The following is a 22,529-nucleotide window of genomic DNA, read 5'->3' as shown; positions in this document are numbered from 1 at the left end:
GAGTTGGAGATGAAGATGAAGGCATGGCTTTTAAGAGATTTCGGGTTAGATAACCTTGAGTTGGGCGAGGTTCCGACACCTGAGGCCAAGCCTGGCGAGCTCTTGATCAAGGTCGGTGGAGCTTCGCTGAACTTCCGTGATCGGGCAATCGTGGAAGGCTTTTACGAACCGCATCTCGTACCCAAACCGCTTATCCCAGTGAGCGACGTTGCCGGTAACGTTTTTGCGGTCGGTGACGGCGTTACCCGTTTTAAGGTCGGTGATCGGGTTAATTCTCATCCTTTATTCGCGATGGCTCGACGGTGCTCCCAGCCCAGACGAGCCCATCTACCTGCTTTGGCTCGCCGCTTCCCGGCGGTCTCTCGGAATATATGATCATTCACCAAGACAGCGCAGTTTCCGCACCGGAAAACATGACCGACGAGGAGGCGTCGACGCTGCCAATCGCGGCTTTAACGGCATGGTACTCGCTGGTCGATTTCGGGGACCTTCAATCAGGAAAGACCGTGCTGGTACAGGGCACTGGCGGTGTCTCGATCTTCGCCCTCCAGATCGCTTCCGCCTTGGGCGCTAACGTGATTGCTACATCGAGCCGTGACGAAAATCTTGTGCGGGTCAAGGAAATTGGCGCGAAATCTGTCGTCAATTACCGAACTGATCCCAACTGGCATGAAAAGGTTCTCGATCTGACTGATGGAAAGGGCGTTGACTTACTTCTCGATGTCGCTGGAGGCGAGGGCCTCAATCAGTCAGTGCTGGCGACGAAGGTCGCCGGAAAAATCGCCAAGATCGGCTTCCTGGCCGGCCAGTTGACGACCTGCAGCTCATGCCTGTCATCTTCCGTCAGACACAATTCGCGGCATTGCAGTCGCGCCACGAAGCTCCTTTGATCGGATGAACCCGTTCCTGACCAAGCACGAAATTCGGCCGATCATCGATCACGTACATGATTTCTCTCAGGCATGGGACGCCTACGAGCATCTCGCACGCGGTGCATTCGGAAAAGTTGGCATAAAAGTTGCCTGACGGCCCTACCACGACAGATGGCAAGGCGGCAGGCATTCGAAATGCCCACCGCTATGCACAGTCCTTATTGGGCTGTCCAGCCGCCGTCGACTCTGAGGCTCGTACCAGTGATCATCGCAGCTGCGGATGATCCCAGGAAAAGTGCGGCAGCTGCGATATCATCAACGCTTGCCAACTGACCCATCGGGATTTTGGAAAAGAGGTAATCTTTTTTTTCCTGCGTATCGACGATCCGGCGCACGAGCGGTGTGTCGACGAAGGTCGGAGCGATGCTGTTCACACGAATTCCGTGCGGGGCGATTTCGACAGCGAGTGCTTTCGTCAATCCTTCCAGCGCGTGCTTGCTCATGCAATAAGCAGATCGGTCCGGTGAACCCACATGCCCCATCTGTGATGTGATGAATATGACGCTTGCCTTTCGGGCGCGATCGGGGTCTTGAAGCATCTTTCGTACTGCTGCCTGCGTAACGAGAAAGGTGCTTCTGATATTCAGATTGCAAACAGCGTCAAGATCGGACTCTGACGTCTCGATGAACGGCTTTGGAATGTTTGTACCTGCATTGTTGACAAGAATGTCAATGCCATTGGTTGCGGCGATCCGCTGCTGCATGTCGGCTGCGTTGGTGACATCGCATTCCCAAACGATCGGAACCTGACCGCTCTCCATTTCGATACGGCGGGCAACCTCGTTCAACGACGATAGTGTCCGCGCCGATAGTATGACCGAAGCGCCCGCTGAGGCAAACGAGAGCGCTATTTGTTCGCCAATTCCTCCACTTGCACCGGTGATGAGCGCGACCTTCCCGTCAAGCCTAAAATCATGTTGGTTCACGCGTGTCTCCTCCCGCACAATGCTTAGATCGATCCCTAGACCGTTTCCGAAGTTCTTCTCTCCCATTCATGGGTAGTCAAACTCAACTCATTCGGCAATTCGATTTATATCGCGGATTGTTAGAAATAAATAATCAGTTAATCGATAGGCCTGACTCGTCGGTCAGCTGAGGTATTGCGGATCATTATACAAAAAAGCCAATCAAACGCTCTGTTATTTGAATTTGAAGAAATAATGTCATTCGTCTAGCTCTTTGGTGTCATGCGACTGGATCGGGAGCGATGGAACATGGACACCCCTTTGACGATGGAAAGACAACACGCTTACACAGCGGCCGGCAAAACATCGACCGGCAAGGGGCCATTGGCGAATGTCCGGGTGCTTGATATCGCGACATTCGTTGCCGCACCTTTTTGCGGAACTATCATGGGAGACTTCGGGGCTGAGGTCATCAAGATCGAACAGCCCAAAGGCGGCGACGCACTGCGTCAGTTCGGCACGCGCACCGAATGCGGTGACAGTCTTGTCTGGTTGAGCGAGGCTCGCAACAAGAAAGCGGTGACACTGGATCTAAGGACACCGAAGGGTGCGGACATGTTCCGGTCGCTGGTAGCCGAATCCGACGTCGTGCTTGAAAATTTTCGGCCTGGCACTCTGGAAAAATGGGGGCTGGGATACGAGGATCTTCGCAAGATAAACCCCAAACTCGTGATGTTGCGGGTTAGCGCCTATGGGCAAACCGGGCCGAAGAAAAACGAGCCTGGTTTTGCCCGAATAGCTCACGCTTTTGGCGGATTGTCTTTCCTCGCCGGAATGCCGGATGGTCCGCCGGTCGTACCAGGCTCAACGTCGTTGGCCGATTATATCTCTGGAATGTGGGGCGCAATCGGCGTTCTGATTGCGCTGAAAGCCCGAGATGAAAATGGGGTTGGCCAATTTATCGACATTGGTCTGTATGAATCCGTTTTCCGGCTGCTTGACGAAATCGCACCGGCCTATGCCAAATACGGATTTGTTCGAAACCGCCTTGGTCCAGACACTGTCAACGTGACGCCACACAGTCACTACCAGACCAAAACCGGTGATTGGGTCGCGGTAGCCTGCACAAGCGACAAAATGTTTGAGCGGCTGGCCGTCATGGTTGGACGACCCGAGCTCGCCAGCGATCCCAATTTTAAGACATCGGCCGCAAGATATTCCCGCATCGACGAGGTCAACGCCATCGTGAGCCGATGGTTTGGCGAGCACGACTTGGAAAGCGCCATGATAACGTGTGAGAAGTTTGGCGTGCCTTGTGGGAAAATCTATTCGATTGAGGATATCTTCAATGACCCTCAATACGAGGCTCGTGGCAACCTTATGACGGTCGATGATCCTCGCGTTGGTGAACTGGTGTTGCCGGCAGCCGTGCCTCGACTTTCTGAGACACCGTCGGGTTTTCAGTTCGCGGGCCGTGCTCTTGGCGCAGATAACATTGAAATTTACGGAAAGCTTCTCGGGTTGGATGCCAACGATGTGCAAGCCTTATTGGATGAGGGGGTAATTTGATCTCACTGTAGAAAAGAAAGACCGGTTTCGACGATCGTCACCAGTGAGGATTTTCGTGCTGAAGCAAGAGGCAAGCAGGTTATAGGCGCGCTCGCAGCCATGAATAGGGAAGAGGATATCAGGATGGACCAGAACCAAAAGGCAGACGTCACCCACTACGATATGTTCATCGGAGGCAAATGGGTACAGAGCGCCAGCGCGGAGAGGTTTGAATCCACCAACCCGTACGACCGAAAGGTGTGGGCAACTTTCCCTCGTGGCAACGGCGAGGACGCTGCTCGCGCTGTTGCTGCCGCAAAGGAGGCATTCCATTCCCACGAATGGGCGAAGATGAGTGCGACGAAACGTGGACATCTTCTGCGCCGTTTCGCCGATCTCATTGCGAAGAAAGCGGAGCATCTAGCCAAGATCGAAACAACCGACAACGGCAAGCTGATCAACGAGATGCTGGCCCAAGTCAAATATGTTCCTGAGTGGTTCTACTACTTTGCCGGTTTTGCGGACAAGCTTGAGGGCAAGGTCATACCGATCGACAAGGCAGACACGTTCAACTTCACGCGCCGAGAACCCCTGGGTGTTTGCGTTGCAATTACGGCGTGGAACTCCCCGTTGCTCCTTGCCGCATACAAACTTGCACCAGGCTTGGCTGCAGGCAACACCTTCGTACTCAAACCGTCAGAATTCACCTCTGCTTCTGCGATCGAGCTTGCCAAGATTGCCGAGGAAGCCGGACTGCCGGCCGGGGTTTTGAACGTTGTCACTGGCTTCGGGGCGGAGATAGGACAGCCGCTGGTCGATCATCCGGATGTCGCCAAAGTCGCTTTCACGGGCAGCGAGTTCGGCGGGCAAAAGGTATATGAATCCGCAGCACGAGGCTTGAAGCGCGTGACGCTTGAGCTTGGCGGAAAGTCCCCGAATATTGTCTTTAACGATGCTGACCTCGACAATGCGGTCAAAGGTGCTATTTCGGGCATCTTCGCAGCATCTGGTCAGACTTGTGTCGCAGGATCGCGGCTTCTGGTTCAAAAGTCCATCTATGACGAGTTCATCGAACGCGTGGTTAACTTCGCGCGTACTGCCCGGATGGGAAATCCGTTGGACACGCACACTCAGGTAGGACCGGTGACGACCGAACCGCAATACAAGAAAATCCTCGAATACATTGATATTGCCAAGAGTGAGGGCGCTACGACGCTTCTTGGCGGAGGACCGGCTTCCCGCCCGGAATGTGGCAACGGCCAGTTCGTCGAACCAACTATTTTCGGTGACGTGAACAACAATATGCGCATCGCCAGAGAAGAGGTCTTTGGCCCGGTACTATCTTGTATACCCTTCCATGATGAGGAAGAAGCGATCTCGATCGCCAATGACAGCCCGTATGCTCTCGCGTCGGGGGTATGGACCAACAATCTGCGCCGGGCGCTAGTAATGTCGGAGCGTTTGGAGGCAGGTACGGTTTGGGTGAACATGTACCGGGCCGTCAGTTACATGTCACCCTTCGGCGGCCACAAGCGGTCCGGTGTCGGCCATGAGAACGGGCTCGACGCCATTTATGATTATACCAAGACCAAGAGCGTCTGGATGAGTACGTCGACAGAAACGCCCGACCCATTCGTGATCCGCTGAGGGCACGATTATGTATGATGTGATTATCATTGGTGCCGGTTCGGCGGGGTGTGTCTTGGCGAACCGCCTTTCGGCGGACCCCGGTAAAAAAGTGCTTCTGATTGAAGCCGGTCCTCCCGACAACGGTATATGGCTAAAAGTTCCGGCTGGAACCCCTCGCCTTTATGGCGACAGCAGAGTCAACTGGCGCTTTAGCACAGTACCCGAGCCTGGTCTGGACAATCGACGCATCTACTGCCCCCGCGGAAAAACGCTTGGCGGCAGCAGTTCGATCAATGGATTGGTGTACATGCGCGGGGTTCGATCCGACTACGATTATTGGCGGCAGCTTGGAAATGTCGGCTGGGGATGGGAGGACGTTCTTCCTGCGTTCAAGAAAACCGAGACATTTGAAGGAGGGCCGTCTGACCTGCGTGGCGCAGGCGGTGAACTCGGCGTGTCACGGCTGACAGAACCGCACAAGAGTTCGCGCTTATTTGTTGATGCCGCGGTGGCGGCCGGCTTGCCGTTCAACGCCGATTTCAATGGCGATCAGCAAGAGGGCGCTGGCTTCCTTCAGTATACGACCAGAAATGGTGTGAGAAGCTCGGCGGCATCCGCCTTTCTGGACCCTGTCCGTCGGCGGGCAAACCTTCGGGTTCTGACCAGTACCAACGTCCACAAGCTCCTTATGGAGGGGCGGCGCGTCACAGGAGTTCGGTGCGAAACGAATGGAAGAGAAGAAGATTTCTCAAGCCGTGAAGTCATCTTGAGTGCTGGCGCAATCGGTTCTCCGCAATTGCTGCTTTTGTCCGGGATAGGGCCTGAAGCTGATCTGCGTGGCCACGGCGTGGACGTTGTCCACGATCTGCCCGGTGTCGGGGCAAATTTGCAGGACCACATCTACGTCCATATTCTGTCACGCGTGCTCGCGGAGTATTCGATCAACTCGTATATACGCAAGTCTACCTCTGTCCTGAAAAGCTGGATGCTGTTGCCGCAGGTACTTCAATACGCGTTCACCCGGACTGGTTTGTTGAATTCGGCTGCGGCCCAGGCAGGGGTTTTTGTGCGCTCGAACCCGGAAGCCGTTTCCCCGGATATTCAAGTGCAGTTCAGGCCATTCAGCATGTTCATAACGCCCGAGGGAGCATTTGGATCTGAAGCCGACCCAACGGTTACAGCGTCATGCACGGTGTTACGTCCAAAATCACGTGGCAAGCTCTCTCTTGCCTCGAAAGATCCAACGGCGAGCCCGCAAATCCTGTTCAACTACCTAAAGGAAGACGCAGATCTCGATACGCTGGTTGCAGGGGTGAAATGGATCAGGAGAATTTTTTCTACCGGTCCGTTTGCGGACATTGTTCGCAAGGAAGGATTGCCAGGCGACGAAGTTAGGTCCGATGGCGATCTCGCAGCCTATATCCGAGCGAATGCTCAGGCCATGTATCATCCGGTCGGAAGTTGCAAAATGGGTTCCGATGCGATGTCTGTCGTCGATGATCGCCTGAGGGTGCGCGGATTGAGCGGGCTCAGGGTCGTTGACGCCTCCATCATGCCCGCGATCGTTTCCGGCAACACCAATGCGCCAACGATCATGATTGCACAGCGTGCTTGTGAGATCATCGCTGAAGATTGGCGTTTGCAATCTGGAACGAAGCCGGCTGCCTTGGCGGTAGGTTAGAACGCACCGATCAAGCGGCCGTTCGGCGAGTGTGCTTTGTCGCGCTCCTCCTTTTACTCGCAGGACGCTGTCTGTCACCATCTTCTGCTGATATGTGTTCTCGAACCAACTGTGCCAGACGTGCTGCCGCCGGAGGGAATGCCCTGCCACGCAGTTTGATCAGCGAGACCTGACGAAAAAGCGGCGGATCTACAATTCTTTTGACCTCGTATTGGTTGCTCTTGACTTTCGGCAGCGAGACGCCGGTTAGCACCGCGATCCCCAGCCCAGCCTCGACCATCGAGATAAGTGTCTGAGCCTGCGAGAACTGATGCTTCGTATGAAGTCGAAACCCTTGCTCGTTCATCGATTCCTCAAGCAGTGATCGCAGGGCGCTGGCAGAATTTAAGACTAGAAGAGGTTTGTCAGCAAGATCCTGCAATGTGATCTCCTCACCAACCAAATCTCCACTTTGAGACGCTGGGACGAGCGCGAACAAGGGGTCATCGAACAATGGTTCGAAATCGAACTCTGGATAAGGGACCGTAGGCCCTATTGCGAAATCCACCTCTTCCTCACGCAAGGAGGTGAAAAGCTCTGTAGGATTGAGTTCGCGCAGTACGATTTCGATTGTCGGATAGTCTTTCTCGAACATGGCAAGAATTTTGGAAAGCCGGGTCGCAGCAATCGTTGGGGAGCATGCCAAAGCGATGCGGCCCTTTCGAACGTCAGCTGTCTCATAAATCGAACGCAGACATGCCTGCACTCCCTGCATAGCTTGCTTCGCACTCACCAGCAGAAGCTCACCTTCTTTCGTCAGCTTGACCTGCCTCGTTGTCCGGTGAAACAAAGCGACGCCGAGCTGTTCCTCCAACTGTTTGATCTGTGTGCTGACTGCGGATTGGGATCTCAGGGTTTCTTCTGCTGCGAACCTGAAACTTTTATGCTCGGCAACCAAGATAAACGTGTGGAGTAGCTTGAGATTCACGTTTCCGAACAGTGATTTCGCAGTGTTGGACATGAGAACTCCTCTTTTTGCGCCTATTATACACATAAACACAATAATAGTTCGAATAAATTAATTTGATAGAATGATGATGCTCGGCTACCCGTCTTGCATGTTTTCTCGAACACGAGAGATGCCATGAAGCGGAGAGAGTTTGGAAATTTCCTCGAGGATTTTACCCCAGGGAAGCGGTTTGAGCATTGGCCAGGTCGGACGATAACCGAGGCCGACAACATCCAATTCAGTTTGATGACGATGAACCGGCACCCATTGCACTGCGACTCTCATTTCGCAGCTCAGACCGAATTCAAGAGCCAGTTGGTCAACAGTGGCCTTACACTCGCGATCGTCCTCGGAATGACGGTCGACGACATCAGCTTCAACGCTATCGCCAACCTCGGATGGAAAGATATCACTCTTTCCGCTCCAGTCCGTCCCGGCGATACGATCTACGCCCAATCCGAGGTGATCGACGTCCGACAAAGCCGGTCGCGGCCCGGGCAAGGCATTGTCACAACGCAAACACAGGCCTGCCGACAAGACAGCACCGTCTTCATGACATTCACGCGGATGTGCCTAGTGCCGACGAGAGCGGAAGCCTCGGCAATGGCCGAACGCAGCGCGAGGGCTGAACAGTGATCAATTCAATCTTGACAGGTGCCAGGGTCATCGAGAGTTCGGCTTTTATTGCAGCTCCATTGTGTGGTCTCCTTTTGTCGCAGTTTGGTGCAGACGTCATTCGCATCGACAATATAGGCGGTGGTATCGATTATAATCGCATGCCACGTCTCGATGGCGGCCGCAGCTTGTATTGGACAAGCTTAAACAAGAACAAGCGCTCCATCGCGATCAATCTTCGCAGTACGGAAGGGCGTGAAATAGTCCGAAATCTGGTCACTGCGCCAGGACCGCAAGGCGGAACGTTGTTGACCAATGTCGCAGCGTCTTGGTTGAGCCATTCTCAACTATCGGCCTCCCGTCAGGACGTAATTTCCTGCACGGTCGAGGGAAACTTCGACGGCAGCACTGCGGTTGATTACACAGTTCAGGCGGCGACCGGCTACCCTTATATGACAGGAAGCGCAGAGGGAGAGCTGGTGAATAATCCGCTGCCCGCCTGGGATGTAATTTGTGCGCATCACGCAGCAACCGCGACTATCGCGGCGATCGTCAACCGGATAGCAACCGGATCGGGCGCTGAGATTCGGATAGCGCTTTCAGACATTGCCTTTTCGACCCTTTCGCATCTGGGGATGCTGACCGAGGCGACGCTGCTGCCACAAAGCCGAGAAGCGACGGGCAATTTCATTTTCGGTGCGTTCGGTCGTGATTTTGAAACTGCAGACGGCCGCCGTGTTATGGTTGCCGCGATTTCGTCGCGCCAATGGGCAAGTCTCGTTGATGCCTGTCAGGCTCATACGCGACTCGAACAGGTCGAACGAGAATGTCAGGCTAATTTCGCCCGCGAAGAAGATCGCTTCCTGCACCGGGAGAGCATCGCTGCCGTAATTGAGGATTGGTGCAAGGCCAAGGCATATTCCGAAGTTGCAGAAGCCTTCGACGGACACAAGGTGTGTTGGGGAACCTATCAGACCATAAAAGAAGCCGCTGCAAGCGATATTCGTGCCTCCGTATCGAATCCGATGTTCCAAGAGGTGATGACACCAGGTATCGGAAATCATTCCGTGGCGGGATCTGCCATTCGCGAGAGCGCTCACGGTCCTGCGAATGTGCGTCCGGCTCCGTATCTCGGAAACGATACGCGAGAGGTATTGGGGCAGGTTCTTGGCATCGGCACGCAGGGATACGACGACCTGATCAATCGCGAAATCGTCGCCGGACCCGAAAAGGATCCATATTATGCCGGCTGACCTATCCTTTATTGCGCCGCTTTTTGTGCCTGCAACCAGGCCCGAACGCTTCCTGAAGGCAGCCCAGAGTGGCGCAGACGCGATTATCATCGATCTCGAAGACGCTGTTGCGGACGAAGACAAGGAGCGAGCGCGGGATAACTTGGATAATATCCCAGAACTTGACGTGCCGTATATCGTTCGCGTCAACGGTGTCGGGACAAAGTGGTTTGAATCTGATGTGAAAGCCGTGAAAGAATGTGGCGCGGCTGCCGTACTGCTGCCGAAAGCTGAACTATCCTCGATGACAAACCAGATCGCCGACTGGCTGTCACCACTGCCAATACTCGGCTTGATCGAGACACCGCTTGGCGTAACGCAGGCAGGTGAGATTGCAGGACAAGGACTGGTTGCCAGGTTTGTGTTCGGTCCGGCGGATTTTTATGCCGAGATGGATGTTGAACCAAATGCAGCAATGACTGCGCATATCATGCGTGGACTGACACTGGCTTCAAAAGCTGCCGGCATCGGCAGGCCAATCGCTGGACCGTGCTTCGACTTCAGTTCAAAGCAAACGCTCGTTGAAGAATGCTGCCAAGACCGGTCTTCCGGAGCTGCTGGAAAGCTGTGCATTCACCCGACTCAACCACGCATCGTCATAGCCGAGTTTTGCCCAAGCCAAAAAGAAGTTGAGTGGGCGGAGCAAGTGTTGGCGGCCAGCAGTAGTGGTGCTGTTGCCGTAGGCGGACAAATGCTTGATGGACCCATTTTTGCGCGGGCGCAATCGATCATTGCGAAAAGCCGAAAGGCAAAAGCGCCCGGTTCAAACGCCAACTGACGCCAGACGGCACAACCGTTAATAGGCGTGCGGTATGCTGCCGCGCGCCTCGTCGCAAGGCGATTTGTAAACAGAGGAGAGATCGGTGCCAATTTCAAAGATTCTCGTCGCCAACCGATCCGAAATAGCGATCCGCGTTTTCCGGGCAGCGAACGAGCTTGGGATAAAAACCGTTGCGATTTGGGCGGAGGAGGACAAGCTGTCTTTGCACCGCTTCAAGGCGGACGAGTCCTATCAGGTGGGCAGGGGTCCGCATCTTGCCAAGGATATGGGGCCGATCGAGAGTTATCTCTCGATCGAGGAGGTTATCCGCGTGGCGAAGCTCTCCGGGGCGGACGCGATCCACCCCGGTTACGGCCTTCTGTCTGAAAGCCCCGAATTCGTGGAGGCCTGCAATAAGGCCGGCATTACCTTTATAGGGCCGACGGCGGATACGATGCGCCAGCTCGGCAACAAGGTGGCTGCGCGCAATCTGGCGATCTCGGTCAACGTCCCCGTTGTTCCCGCTACCGATCCGCTGCCGGACGATATCGCCGAGGTGGAGCGCATGGCCGAGGAAATCGGCTATCCCGTCATGCTGAAGGCCTCCTGGGGCGGCGGCGGACGCGGCATGCGCGCCATCCGCAGACGAGAAGATCTGGCCCGTGAGGTGACGGAAGCCAAGCGCGAGGCGAAGGCCGCCTTCGGCAAGGACGAGGTCTATCTCGAAAAGCTGGTCGAGCGTGCTCGCCACGTCGAAAGCCAGATTCTCGGCGATACGCATGGGAATGTCGTGCATCTGTTCGAGCGTGATTGTTCGATCCAGCGCCGCAATCAAAAGGTGGTCGAGCGTGCGCCCGCGCCCTATCTCACCGAAGCGCAGCGCCAGGAACTGGCTGCCTACTCCCTGAAGATCGCTGCCGCGACCAATTATATCGGCGCCGGCACGGTTGAATATCTGATGGATGCCGATACCGGCAAATTCTACTTCATCGAGGTCAATCCGCGTATCCAGGTGGAACATACCGTCACGGAAGTCGTGACCGGTATCGATATCGTCAAGGCGCAGATCCATATTCTCGAAGGGGCTGCGATCGGCACCGCGGAATCCGGCGTGCCGCGCCAGGAGGATATCCGTCTCAACGGCCACGCGCTGCAGTGCCGTATCACGACGGAAGACCCGGAACATAATTTCATTCCGGACTATGGCCGTATCACCGCCTACCGTTCCGCCTCTGGCTTCGGTATCCGTCTGGATGGCGGTACTTCCTATACCGGCGCTGTCATCACCCGCTATTACGATCCGCTGCTCGTCAAGGTAACGGCCTGGGCGCCGCAACCGGATGAGGCGATCAACCGCATGGACCGCGCGCTGCGCGAATTCCGTATCCGCGGCGTGGCAACGAACCTCACCTTCCTCGAAGCCATCATCGGTCACGACAGCTTCCGCAACAATACCTATACGACCCGCTTCATCGATTCGACGCCGGAACTGTTTGCGCAGGTCAAGCGTCAGGACCGCGCCACCAAGCTTCTGACCTACCTTGCCGACGTGACCGTCAACGGCCACCCGGAAACCAAGGGCCGCGCCAGGCCGTCCGAAAAGGCGGCAAAGCCCGTCGTGCCTTATATCGATGCGCCGACGCCCGATGGCACCAAGCAGTTGCTGGACAAGCTTGGCCCGAAGGGCTTTGCGGACTGGATGCGCAATGAAAAACGCGTTCTGGTTACCGATACGACCATGCGTGACGGGCACCAGTCACTTCTGGCCACCCGCGTTCGCACCCATGATATCGCCCGCGTCGCCAACGTTTACGCCAAGGCGCTGCCGCAGCTTCTCTCGCTGGAATGCTGGGGCGGTGCGACGTTCGACGTTTCCATGCGCTTCCTGACGGAAGACCCATGGGAGCGTCTTGCGCTGATCCGCGAAGGCGCGCCGAACCTGCTGCTGCAGATGCTTCTGCGCGGCGCGAACGGCGTGGGATACAAGAATTATCCGGACAATGTCGTCAAATATTTCGTCCGCCAGGCCGCAAGGGGCGGGGTCGATCTTTTCCGCGTCTTCGACTGCCTGAACTGGGTGGAGAATATGCGTGTCTCGATGGATGCGATTGCCGAGGAGAACAAGCTCTGCGAGGCGACCATCTGCTATACCGGCGATCTGTTGAATTCGGCGCGTCCGAAATATGATCTCAAATATTATACCAACCTTGCCGCCGAGCTTGAAAAGGCCGGAGCTCATATCATCGCCGTCAAGGACATGGCGGGCCTGTTGAAACCGGCCGCCGCCAGGGTTCTGTTCAAGGCGTTGCGTGAGGCGACCGGCCTTCCGATCCACTTCCACACCCACGATACCTCGGGCATTTCCGCCGCGACTGTTCTTGCGGCTGTGGATGCGGGTGTCGACGCCGTCGATGCCGCAATGGATGCCTTCTCCGGCAATACCTCGCAGCCATGCCTTGGCTCGATCGTGGAGGCACTTTCGGGATCGGAACGCGATACGGGTCTCGATACCGAATGGATCCGCCGCATTTCCTTCTACTGGGAGGCTGTGCGCAACCAGTATGCCGCCTTCGAGAGCGATCTCAAGGGACCGGCCTCGGAAGTTTATCTGCACGAAATGCCGGGCGGCCAGTTCACTAACCTCAAGGAGCAGGCCCGTTCGCTGGGTCTCGAGAGCCGCTGGCACGAGGTGGCGCAGGCCTATGCCGATGCCAACCGCATGTTTGGCGATATCGTCAAGGTGACGCCATCCTCCAAGGTCGTCGGTGATATGGCGCTGATGATGGTCAGCCAGGATCTGACGGTGGCCGACGTTGAAAACCCTGACCGCGAAATGTCTTTCCCGGAATCGGTGGTGTCGATGCTGAAGGGCGATCTCGGACAGTCGCCGGGCGGCTGGCCCGCAGCCCTGCAGAAAAAGGCACTGAAGGGTGAAGCACCCTATACGGTGCGTCCGGGCTCACTGCTGGCGGATGCCGATCTCGATGCCGAACGGAAGGTGATCGAGACCAAGCTGGAGCGCAAGGTCGATGATTTCGAGTTCGCGTCCTATCTGATGTATCCGAAGGTTTTCACGGATTTCGCGCTGACAGCCGAGACCTATGGCCCGGTTTCGGTGCTGCCCACCCATGCCTATTTCTACGGCATGGAGGATGGCGAGGAACTGTTTGCCGATATCGAACGCGGCAAAACGCTTGTCATCGTCAATCAAGCCTCGTCCGGCACGGATGACAAGGGCATGGTGACGGTGTTCTTCGAGATCAACGGCCAGCCGCGCCGCATCAAGGTGCCGGATCGTGCCCATGGCGCTTCCGGCTCCGCCGTGCGCCGCAAGGCAGAACCCGGCAATGCCTCCCATATCGGCGCGCCGATGCCGGGCGTGATCAGCCGGGTCTTCGTCAATCAGGGTCAGGAGATCAAGGCCGGCGACGTGCTGCTTTCCATCGAGGCGATGAAGATGGAAACCGCGCTTCACGCCGAACGCGACGGCAAGATCGCAGAAGTTCTGGTGCGCCCCGGCGATCAGATCGATGCGAAGGATCTTCTTGTGGCATTTGGAGATAGGTGACGAGATGGAGAGAGCGTGTCAGAAGGCTATTGATCCAGATCCGAAGAGATGGGGTGAGACCATTCGAGCTGTGCGAATATCTGCTGGATACGGGCTGGCCGAGATGTCGATTGCGACCGGACTTACCGCCACGGAAATTCATACGATCGAAGAGGGCGGCGATGCTCGCGAAGAAACCCGTGCTCGATTGTCGAGCGTCGTAAAAAACCTCGCGAGGTTCTAGCCAACTACCACCGTTCATCGTTCCCATGAAGGCTGCTCGTGTTTGACGGGCGGCCTTTGTGTTTTGGCGGTACCTACCCGACACAACCAATTATGCAAATAAACAGAAGGGTTAAAGCTATTATTGAAATTGTCTGAAATCTAGAAGCCGAATAGAACTTTTGTCAGGTGCCGTACATCAATGCGGCAGAGGAGGAACTAATGCTTCAGCGAAGGGAGATCGCTGCAGGCAATCGATCGGAGACACGCTACACGTGCGAGGTCTTGCCTGGTCGCTTGCAGCTATCGGAGGATTACCACCAAATCAGGCGTGTGCTTGCGCAACTCGGAGGGGTATTGCTCCTCTATAAAAGCGCGTCGGCGAATACGCAAATCGGGATCAGTGTATCGATCAAGGAGCACTCGCTTGCTCTAAAAGAGGCGATCGACAACCTCGCTGCATGCCGAACGTCGCGTGAACTCGAGCCCGTTGTGGTTAATTGCCGAGAGGCCGCCACCCTTTTGCTCGAAGCCTGCACCCGCATCGAGGCCGGTCTGTCCTCTTCAGGTCTCCGGTTCCATAAGGCGTTTGATGCGTTGGATTTGCTCAAGCGAGCATATCGTCTTTTGGCCGTTGCCGCCGACGATCAGGCGGGGATGCCTATGGTTTCCTATTGCAACTGCTGTGCCGGCATTGGTCTCGCGACCCGGCAGGCATTTTAGTAAATGCGGAGGCGAAATGAGCGACTATTCCATGTGGGTGCTAGAATATGGCCAGACCAGAGAAGCCCCGAAAAGCGCAATTGTTTATGGCGCACACAATCAAGGCAGCATCCGGTTGCCATATTGCTATACGGTCATAAAGGGCCACGGCCACATCGCCATGATTGATGTCGGCTACAATTACTATGATCACTCGAAAGCATTCGTTAACCGGTTTGGTCCGACCGACTGGCATAGCCCAAAACAAGCGCTGTCGCTGATCGGGTTGGCGCCCGAGAACATCGACACGATCTTCCTAACCCATGCACATTTCGATCACATGGGTAATCTGGACGACTTTCCCAACGCTCATCTGTACGTCCAGGAGGAAGAGGTCGCCAAGCAGGTATGGGCTATGTCGTTACCCTCGCGGCTGCAGTTTGTTTCGACCGGAACAGATCCCCAGGACATTCTCAAATGCGTTGATCTCGTGCGGCAGGGCCGAATTACCATGCTCGATGGTGACCGGGAAGATGTCTTTCCTGGCATCGATCTGAAGATCACGCCGGACACTCATTCACCGGGTCACATGTATGTGGTGGTGCGCAATGACGGTGCCAGTCAATCTCAGGACAAATGGGTCTTTGCCGGGGACCTCGTCTACAGCAAGTTCAACCTGCGCAGTCCCGGCACACTGGTCGGTCAGGAGTGGATCTACGCTCCGGTTGGCCTTGCGACCGGCAGTAACACGAAATGTGTGCTCGCGATCGAAGAGATGATGAAACAGGTCGATTACGACGAGAAGCGCCTGATTGCTGTCCACGAGGCTGATCTCGCGCAGCAATTTCCGTCGCGCATCGTGGAGGATGGGCTTCGCATCATCGAAATCTGCCTTGGGGATGGGGAGTCATCCAGGATTTAGGGGAATGTCTTCAGCAAAGGGAGGAATGTATGAAGAAGTCACTCGCAGTTGTAGCAGGGTTGCTGTGCACGCTTGGTCTGGGCGTCGTCGACGCTACGGCAAAATCGTCAGACGGAAAATGGAAAATCTATCTCAGCATGAGCTACGTCGGAAACGACTGGCAGACCGAGTCGGGAAATATCGTCAAAGCCATGGCGTCCAGCAAGGATCTCAAGGACAAACTCGACTTCGAGGTTCAGGTCGCAGGAACAGACGCCCAGAAGCAAATACAGCAGATCAACGCGATGGTGCAGTCAGGCGCTGATGCCATCATCATGTTTCCGATCTCGCCGACAGCATTGAATGCCACGATCAAGAACGCATGCGCGAAAGGTGTGAAGGTCTTCACGTATATTGCGGAGGTGACCGAGCCCTGCGCGTACAACCTCGTCATCAACGAGATCGACGCTGGCGCAATCCCTGCCGAATGGATGGCCAAGCAGATCAACTACAAGGGCAATATTGTGATGGTGACGGGCGTTCCGGGAACGTCCGTCGATACGAAGCGCAATGAAGGCGCAGAAAAGGTTTTCAAAAAATATCCCGATATCAAGATTATCGCTCGGGTGGTTGGCATGTGGAGCCAGGCAACAGCTCGTTCCGAGCTTACAAAGCTGACGGCGACAGTTCCCTGGGATCAGATCAACGGTGTTTGGACACAAACCGGCTGCTACGCAGCGGGCGCCTTGCAAGACGAGGCCGGTATTCCGGACGACAAGAAGGTTCCGTGTTCCGGTGAAGCGTCGAACGGCGACCGCGTGCAGATGCTGAAGACCGCCGAAGGCATCGAGGGCGCGACCGACAGCTATCGGCCGATGGGATATCCGGGCCTTACCTACGCGGCCCCGCTCTTTTATGGAGCGATGCAGCTCAAGCGGGCTGTTGAATTTCTTGAGGGTGGCAAGGAACCTGCCCACATGGACGTACAACCTTTGCCGTATTTCGTTAGTGATAGGGAAAAGGATCAGCTGAAACTCTGCAAGGAGGGGACCTGGAAAGAAATGAACGAGGGTTGCAACGTCTTCCAGCCATCGCTGATCAGCAATCCCGCCTGGTTCTCCGGTCTCTTTTCGCCAGACCTGCCGCAGATCGGTGTTCAGGCGGCTTTGAACGCCAAGCCTGAATATTAAGCGATCCTTGATCGAGCGGGCCTGCGTCGAAGGTGAAGCAGGCCCGTTTTTGACCCTCTTTCTCATTCGTCTCACTTGAGGTGAAGTCATGACCGCCCAACAAAACCACACTCTCAGGGTTGAGGGGATACAAAAGCGCTATGGTGCGACGCTGGCATTGGATGAAGTAAATTTCACCGTGTCTAAGGGCAAGGTCCACGCTCTCCTTGGCGAAAACGGTGCCGGAAAATCCACACTCGTCAAGCTCCTGAGTGGTCTGGTCCGATCGGACAAGGGTACGATCGCACTGAACGGCAAAGTATTGGAGCTTAAGAATCCGAGAGACGCGCATTCCAGCGGGATTCGCACGGCTTTCCAGGAACTGACGCTTTGCCCGGATTTGACCGTGGCGCAAAACTTTCTGCTGCCCAAACAGCCAAGCTATGTGTGGGGAACGCTAAAGCTTCGCGAAGGCGAACGCCTCGTCCAAGACGCACTTACTTCCCTCGGCATAACAAGCGTCGATCCTTCCGAGGAAGTAAAGACGTTGGATCTTGCAACACGGCAGAAGCTCGAAATAGCGCGTGCTGCCTATCATCGGCCGCACCTAGTTCTGCTGGACGAGCCCACGGCGAGCCTTTCCGGACCAGATATCGACTGGCTACATCGGATTGTCTGCGATCTGCGCGATAATGGCTCGACCATTCTCTTCATTTCTCACCGACTTCCCGAGGTAAGGCGCTTTTGCGACACGATGACCGTCTTGCGCAATGGACGTTCGGTTCTCGACGGCCCGGTCGACCAATCGAGCGATGATACGATTATCGAGTCGATCATCGGCCGTTCTCTGTCGAAAGCATTCCCGGCAAAACTCCCGGCACCAAAAGACAACCCGGCCGCTTCTCCTGTTCTCGAGGCACGGGAGGTTTGTACGGGCAAGGCAGTTTCAGGCGTTTCCTTTGAGCTTCACAAGGGTGAAATTCTGGGCGTAGCCGCTCTTCAGGGGATGGGCCAACAGGAACTCTTCGAGGCACTCTTCGGCGCTGTCGAAATAACGAGCGGGATTTTGCATGTCCATGGACGCCAAACCAAGCTTTATTCTCCGCGTGATGCACTTTCACCAGATGTCGGTATCAGCCTGGTTCCAGAAGAGCGAAAGACCGATGGCCTGTTCCTGACAATGAACGGAAAAATCAATGCGACGTTGCCTGTACTTTCGAATTTCTCGACGCTCGGTGTGCTCGATACGAGACGAGAACTGAAATCGGTCAAGCGACTGTTTGAGCGAGTTCAGGTCGCCGATCGAGCTATCTCCCAACCCATGTCGGCGTTCAGTGGCGGGAATCAGCAGAAGGTCGCGATCGCCAAGTGGTTGATCACTGAGAGCCCAATACTTTTGATGCTGGATCCCACACGCGGTGTCGACGTCGGGACAAAGCACGAAATCTATCTGCTGATGCAAGAGTACGCGAAGGCAGGAGGTGCGGTGCTTTTTTACTCGACGGAAATCGAAGAGGTCGTTCACCTCTCCACTCGCGTGCTGGTCATGTATCGGGGAAAAATCGTCTCCGAGTTGCGAGAGGATCGTTCGGAAATATCTGAGCACGCGGTCATGAATGCCGCGCTTGGAAACAGTGTCTCGTTTGCGGCCGGGAGTGTCCATTGATGGCGATGATGCGGGCAGCAGAAATGAATACACAGCCCATGGGCGTTTCCGTCACCAAACGTCGGGGCCGATCGTTATTTGATCATCTCAAGCAACGGTCGGATTTACTCGCGCCAGTGGCATTGCTGGTCCTTCTCTTGGCGATGCAGATCACTTTTAGTCCGACCTCGTTCGGCTACTTCGATCTAAACTACATTTCTGCGGGAGGATGCGCTCTCGCGCTTGCGGCATTAGGCCTGACGATCATCGTCATTGGCGGCGGACTAGACCTGAGTGCCGGCGCGACGATCTCACTCGTCAACATCATTCTAGCGACGCAGATGCAGGACACTGTGGCGTCCCAGGTGAGCTTCGGTTTCTTGGCACTTCTCATTGGAGGATTGGTTGGCGCTTTCAATGGCTTCTTTGTCGCTGTCTTTCGCATCCCTTCGATCATTGTAACGCTTGCTTCGATGTTCATCGTTCAGGGGCTCACGTTGCTCGTTTCCGAATTTCCGACCGGAACCGTGCCCGAAGGTTTCAAGGAAGCTTTGGCAGGCAGCGCGATCCCGAGCATTCTTCCGATGCCGATTGTCATCATCGCAGTGTGCGCTTGCATTTGGCTCTTGCTGCGCCACAGCCGCTTCGGAACCGCTCTCTACGCAATAGGCAGTGATGCGGAAGGCGCAAAATACGCCGGTGTGTCCGTGCAGTGGACCAGGTTCTTTTCATTCGTGATCGGCGGAATTTTCTACGGCGCTGCTGGCGCGTTTATCACTGCGCAGACGGGGGCAGGCGATCCTCTCGTGGGCAATCCCATGCTTCTTACAATCTTCGCTGCGGTCCTGGTTGGCGGCACCTCGCTTGCCGGTGGGCGAGGAACAGGTCTGGGTGCGATCGCTGGGGCATATGTCTTGCGGACGCTCTCGAACATCCTGCTTGTAGTCGGTGTCTCATCCTACTACGGAACCCTGGTCGAGTCGTTCGTTCTGCTGTTCGCGACGATGATACAGATGCTTGGCAAGCGCGGATCGATGCAAAGTCTGCGTGACCTCACAGGCACGTTCAGATCGTTGTGGGTCAGGCAGAAGCTCATGCCGGCCGCCAAGGTCACTCTTACCGAGACGAGTGTGAAAATCGCGACGGGGCTCGCCATCAAAGGCGGACCGGCCAAGGCGCGCTTTGATCTCTTGCGCATGTCTGCTCCGGCAATCCTGGGACTGCTAGCGGTACTGATTGCTACGATCCTAACTTTTGGTCCCGAACGGGTCGGGAGCCACTACTTCCTGTCGTTGCTGGTTCTATCAAGCTTTTTGATCGTCTTGGCCTTCGGACAGGCGGTCGTGATCATTTCGGGTGGTCTCGACCTTTCCTTGCCCTGGACTATCGCATTCTGCGCTATCCTGATGACATCATTGGCAGGAGAGGGATTGCCGGCAGGTGTCGTAATTCCTTTGGTTCTGATGACCGGCCTCGCGATTGGAGCGTTCAATGGAATCCTAGTTGCCTTGTTCGGGCTTCCGGCCATCGTCGTAACCCTTTGCACCAATGGGATATTGCAAACTGCGGCGCTCATATACTCCAATGGAACCCCTTCCGGCTTCGCGCTGCCGGTCGTTCAATGGTTCATGACCAAAAACGTGTTCGGCACCAAGCCTGTCGTCCTCTTTCTCGTCGTTTTTGTCGTGGCTGGCATCTTCGCTCTGACACGCACGTCGTTCGGCCGGAAGCTGTTTTCCATCGGCAGCAATCGCCGAGCTGCCTATCTGTCGGGCATAAATGTGCCGACGACGACGATCCTTGCGTTCATGGTCAGTGGGGGGTGTGCGGCGCTTTGCGGTCTGTTTCTGGCCGGATTTGACGGTCAGGCAACGCTCGGGATGGGCGATCCTTATCTGCTCCCATCCATTGCGGCCGTCGTTGTCGGCGGCGCGGCCGTAACGGGGGGCAGGGGGCATTTTCTGAGCATAACGCTCAGCGTGCTCTTCCTGATTTCGCTGCAAATTTTGCTTGCAGGCTCCAATTTACCGAACGCGGTGCGCAGCATCGCCTTCGGAACCGTCATCATCGCGGCGGTCATTTCATTGCGCGAACGTCGCAACAGCTGATCACCAACTCGCCCCAATGCATTTCTGGAGGAATATAAATGCTTAATGGTAAAATAGTCATTGTTACGGGTGGTGCATCGCCACGCGGGATCGGGCGCGCGACTGCCCGGCTTCTGGCCGCTCAAGGTGCTGCGGTCGCAATTATTGATCTAGATGAAGGCAAAGCGCAGGAGGCCGCGGCCGAACTCGGTGATAAGCATCGCGGCTATGGGTGCGACGTGACCGATCCGGAGGCGTGCAAGACGGTTATCGGGCGGATTGAATCCGATTTCAGTGATGTATTCGGGATCCTGACTTTTGCAGGCATCAGTCGTTCCACCCCCTTTTTCGACGTCAGTTCAGACGAGTTCGATGCCGTTATGGCGTGCAATGTCAAAGGCACGATGAACATTTGCCAAGCGGCCATGCCTTTGCTGGTTCGCAACGGTGAGGGCTCGATCGTGCTGGTCGGGTCGATCGCAGCCCAACGAGGCGGTGGCATCTTCGGCGCCACGCATTACAGTGCTTCGAAAGGCGCTGTACAGTCCTTGGCCAAAGCGATGGCACGCGAATTTGGGCCTAAAAACATACGCGTCAATGCGATCGCGCCCGGTCTGATCGAAACCGATATTTTTGAAGGTAAGCTGACAGAAGAGCGCAAGACGGATATTGCCGCGACCATTCCCATGCGGCGCGTCGGACAACCAGTTGATGTTGCCGGTGTCTGTGCATTCCTGATGTCAGATTGGTCGAATTACGTGACTGGCGTCACCCTTGATATCAATGGCGGGCTTCACATTCACTAGTCCTGAAGAGTTAGATCGAATGTGGCCTGCCCACCGCAGGTGATAATATCTTAAATCGAGCAACCGGTATGCGTGGTAAGCAACCGGTTGTTTGTTTTGAAATAATATAACAAAAATTTGCCAATTGGACCGCTCACTCGGATAGCTGGAGCGTCCTATTTAAAGACTTCGTTACATCACCCTGCAATGGAAATGGCCGACTTGGCACTTGGTGAAAAGTGCTGACCGCAGTCTCTCGTTTCAGGCGATTTCCGATTCCTGCCACAGCAAATGGAGCGTGACGCCGGCTCGACGGTATCGCGTGGAGGGCCGTCCCATTCGCCGGAATAGTCGATGCTCAAGAACGTAGTCCTCGTCCAGGCCCGGAGGTAGCGGCCAGACCGCAAGCCCGGCTTCCTTTGCCCGAAGCAGGTACGTCGAAACCGATGTCTTGCTCATCTTCAGCCGCTCGGAAACGGCACGTATCGATAATCCCTGCTCGAACGTAAGCCGCAGGATCGATCGGATATCCTTCACGTCAGTATGTCTCGCTTGCTTCCGCCTGGCCATCATGTCCTCGCTCAAACCAGGAGGGCAAAGTGCCAGATCGGCGCTCACGAAAATCGATCTAAATCCGCCGCGATAACTGTCCGCGACATACTGAAACCCGTACTCTGGGGCTTCAAGGCCTCGGAGCTGTTGCCGTCTTGCAGAGTAGTCTCATAAGCTTCATCGCTCCCTTGCCCACACTGAAGATGCTGGAGGCGCAAGGCGTATCAAAACGCCGCCTGGTCGCAGTCATGGCCGCGGTATTCGCATCGGGACCGGCCAAACGCAACCTATCCTCTCGCGATACTTGGCTTGGGCGTCTGGTCCACTATCGCGCTCTCTATTGTGGGAGCCCTGATCGCCTCTGCTTCTACTTACTGGGTTTTCGCAAGATGTCTCTCTGACGAGGCAAAGCCCCCTCTGGGGTCACTGGACGAGTGCGTAGTGCGGGTTTCACAAAGTCGCGGACACGCATTTCAGTAAGTCGCGGACACCAATTCCATTAAGTACGGGACAGTGATTTCAGTAAGTCGCGGACAGCTATAGCGACGGATTTAGATCGATTTTCGTGA

17 protein-coding genes and 1 pseudogene are annotated in these 22,529 nt (G+C 55.6%); 15 read left to right on the top strand and 3 right to left on the bottom strand.

The features are described 5' to 3' along the window. Positions 1–15: 15 nt before the first annotated feature. On the top strand, positions 16–375 hold the full coding sequence (locus I3J13_RS25680) for an alcohol dehydrogenase catalytic domain-containing protein (protein ID WP_206696255.1): 360 nt from the start codon (positions 16–18) through the stop codon (positions 373–375). Beyond that, the gene (locus I3J13_RS25675) at positions 372–890 is read left to right on the top strand and encodes a zinc-binding dehydrogenase (RefSeq protein ID WP_206696254.1); all 519 of its coding nucleotides are present in this window, start codon (positions 372–374) and stop codon (positions 888–890) included. Before I3J13_RS25680 ends, I3J13_RS25675 begins: the two co-directional genes overlap by 4 nt. 200 nt (positions 891–1,090) lie before the next feature. On the opposite strand, the gene I3J13_RS19770 is transcribed toward I3J13_RS25675, so the two are convergent. Next, positions 1,091–1,858 (bottom strand): SDR family NAD(P)-dependent oxidoreductase, encoded by a 768-nt coding sequence (locus I3J13_RS19770; protein WP_338081650.1) that lies wholly within the window; start codon positions 1,856–1,858, stop codon positions 1,091–1,093. A gap of 288 nt (positions 1,859–2,146) precedes the next feature. Between I3J13_RS19770 and I3J13_RS19765 the strand changes: the two genes are divergently transcribed. The 3 genes from I3J13_RS19765 (at position 2,147) to I3J13_RS19755 (ending at position 6,695) form a co-directional block, all read left to right on the top strand. Further along, the gene (locus I3J13_RS19765) at positions 2,147–3,406 is read left to right on the top strand and encodes a CaiB/BaiF CoA transferase family protein (RefSeq protein ID WP_236001038.1); all 1,260 of its coding nucleotides are present in this window, start codon (positions 2,147–2,149) and stop codon (positions 3,404–3,406) included. Between the two features lie 123 nt (positions 3,407–3,529). Then, positions 3,530–5,032: an aldehyde dehydrogenase gene (locus tag I3J13_RS19760; protein WP_196379913.1), complete on the top strand. Its 1,503-nt coding sequence runs from the start codon at positions 3,530–3,532 to the stop codon at positions 5,030–5,032. A gap of 10 nt (positions 5,033–5,042) precedes the next feature. After that, positions 5,043–6,695 (top strand): GMC family oxidoreductase, encoded by a 1,653-nt coding sequence (locus tag I3J13_RS19755; RefSeq protein ID WP_196379912.1) that lies wholly within the window; start codon positions 5,043–5,045, stop codon positions 6,693–6,695. Positions 6,696–6,705: 10 nt separating this feature from the next. Here I3J13_RS19755 and I3J13_RS19750 read toward each other — a convergent pair whose 3' ends face one another. Beyond that, positions 6,706–7,695, bottom strand: coding sequence for a LysR family transcriptional regulator (locus tag I3J13_RS19750; RefSeq protein ID WP_196379911.1), 990 nt, complete (start codon positions 7,693–7,695; stop codon positions 6,706–6,708). A 93-nt stretch (positions 7,696–7,788) separates the two neighbouring features. Between I3J13_RS19750 and I3J13_RS19745 the strand changes: the two genes are divergently transcribed. From I3J13_RS19745 to I3J13_RS19700, 10 genes are all read left to right on the top strand, one after another. After that, positions 7,789–8,319 carry a MaoC family dehydratase gene (locus I3J13_RS19745; RefSeq protein WP_338081649.1) on the top strand — a complete coding sequence of 177 codons (531 nt, stop codon included), beginning with the start codon at positions 7,789–7,791 and terminating at the stop codon, positions 8,317–8,319. After that, a complete protein-coding gene (locus I3J13_RS19740; protein WP_196379909.1) occupies positions 8,316–9,551 on the top strand; it encodes a CoA transferase in 1,236 nt (411 codons plus the stop codon). The genes I3J13_RS19745 and I3J13_RS19740 overlap by 4 nt, the downstream gene beginning before the upstream one ends. Next, positions 9,541–10,368 carry an HpcH/HpaI aldolase/citrate lyase family protein gene (locus tag I3J13_RS19735; RefSeq protein ID WP_196379908.1) on the top strand — a complete coding sequence of 276 codons (828 nt, stop codon included), beginning with the start codon at positions 9,541–9,543 and terminating at the stop codon, positions 10,366–10,368. Before I3J13_RS19740 ends, I3J13_RS19735 begins: the two co-directional genes overlap by 11 nt. Before the next feature lie 85 nt (positions 10,369–10,453). Further along, on the top strand, positions 10,454–13,918 hold the full coding sequence (gene pyc / locus I3J13_RS19730) for a pyruvate carboxylase (RefSeq protein ID WP_196379907.1): 3,465 nt from the start codon (positions 10,454–10,456) through the stop codon (positions 13,916–13,918). A 558-nt stretch (positions 13,919–14,476) separates the two neighbouring features. Continuing rightward, the gene (locus I3J13_RS19725; RefSeq protein WP_196379906.1) at positions 14,477–14,842 is read left to right on the top strand and encodes a hypothetical protein; all 366 of its coding nucleotides are present in this window, start codon (positions 14,477–14,479) and stop codon (positions 14,840–14,842) included. Between the two features lie 16 nt (positions 14,843–14,858). Beyond that, positions 14,859–15,743: an N-acyl homoserine lactonase family protein gene (locus I3J13_RS19720; protein WP_196379905.1), complete on the top strand. Its 885-nt coding sequence runs from the start codon at positions 14,859–14,861 to the stop codon at positions 15,741–15,743. A gap of 29 nt (positions 15,744–15,772) precedes the next feature. Further along, the gene (locus tag I3J13_RS19715) at positions 15,773–16,912 is read left to right on the top strand and encodes a sugar ABC transporter substrate-binding protein (RefSeq protein WP_196379904.1); all 1,140 of its coding nucleotides are present in this window, start codon (positions 15,773–15,775) and stop codon (positions 16,910–16,912) included. A gap of 88 nt (positions 16,913–17,000) precedes the next feature. Then, positions 17,001–18,557, top strand: coding sequence for a sugar ABC transporter ATP-binding protein (locus I3J13_RS19710; protein WP_196379903.1), 1,557 nt, complete (start codon positions 17,001–17,003; stop codon positions 18,555–18,557). Next, the gene (locus I3J13_RS19705; RefSeq protein WP_196379902.1) at positions 18,557–20,644 is read left to right on the top strand and encodes an ABC transporter permease; all 2,088 of its coding nucleotides are present in this window, start codon (positions 18,557–18,559) and stop codon (positions 20,642–20,644) included. Before I3J13_RS19710 ends, I3J13_RS19705 begins: the two co-directional genes overlap by 1 nt. Before the next feature lie 38 nt (positions 20,645–20,682). Beyond that, the gene (locus I3J13_RS19700) at positions 20,683–21,429 is read left to right on the top strand and encodes an SDR family NAD(P)-dependent oxidoreductase (protein WP_196379901.1); all 747 of its coding nucleotides are present in this window, start codon (positions 20,683–20,685) and stop codon (positions 21,427–21,429) included. A 255-nt stretch (positions 21,430–21,684) separates the two neighbouring features. On the opposite strand, the pseudogene I3J13_RS19695 reads toward I3J13_RS19700, so the two are convergent. After that, positions 21,685–21,978, bottom strand: a pseudogene (locus I3J13_RS19695) (IS21 family transposase); the annotation flags it as partial. Positions 21,979–22,529: the final 551 nt, after the last annotated feature.

Origin of the sequence: Agrobacterium leguminum (assembly GCF_015704895.1) — a bacterium.
Classification (GTDB): Bacteria; Pseudomonadota; Alphaproteobacteria; order Rhizobiales; family Rhizobiaceae; genus Agrobacterium; species Agrobacterium leguminum.
This window is presented reverse-complemented; position numbering and strand designations above follow the sequence as displayed.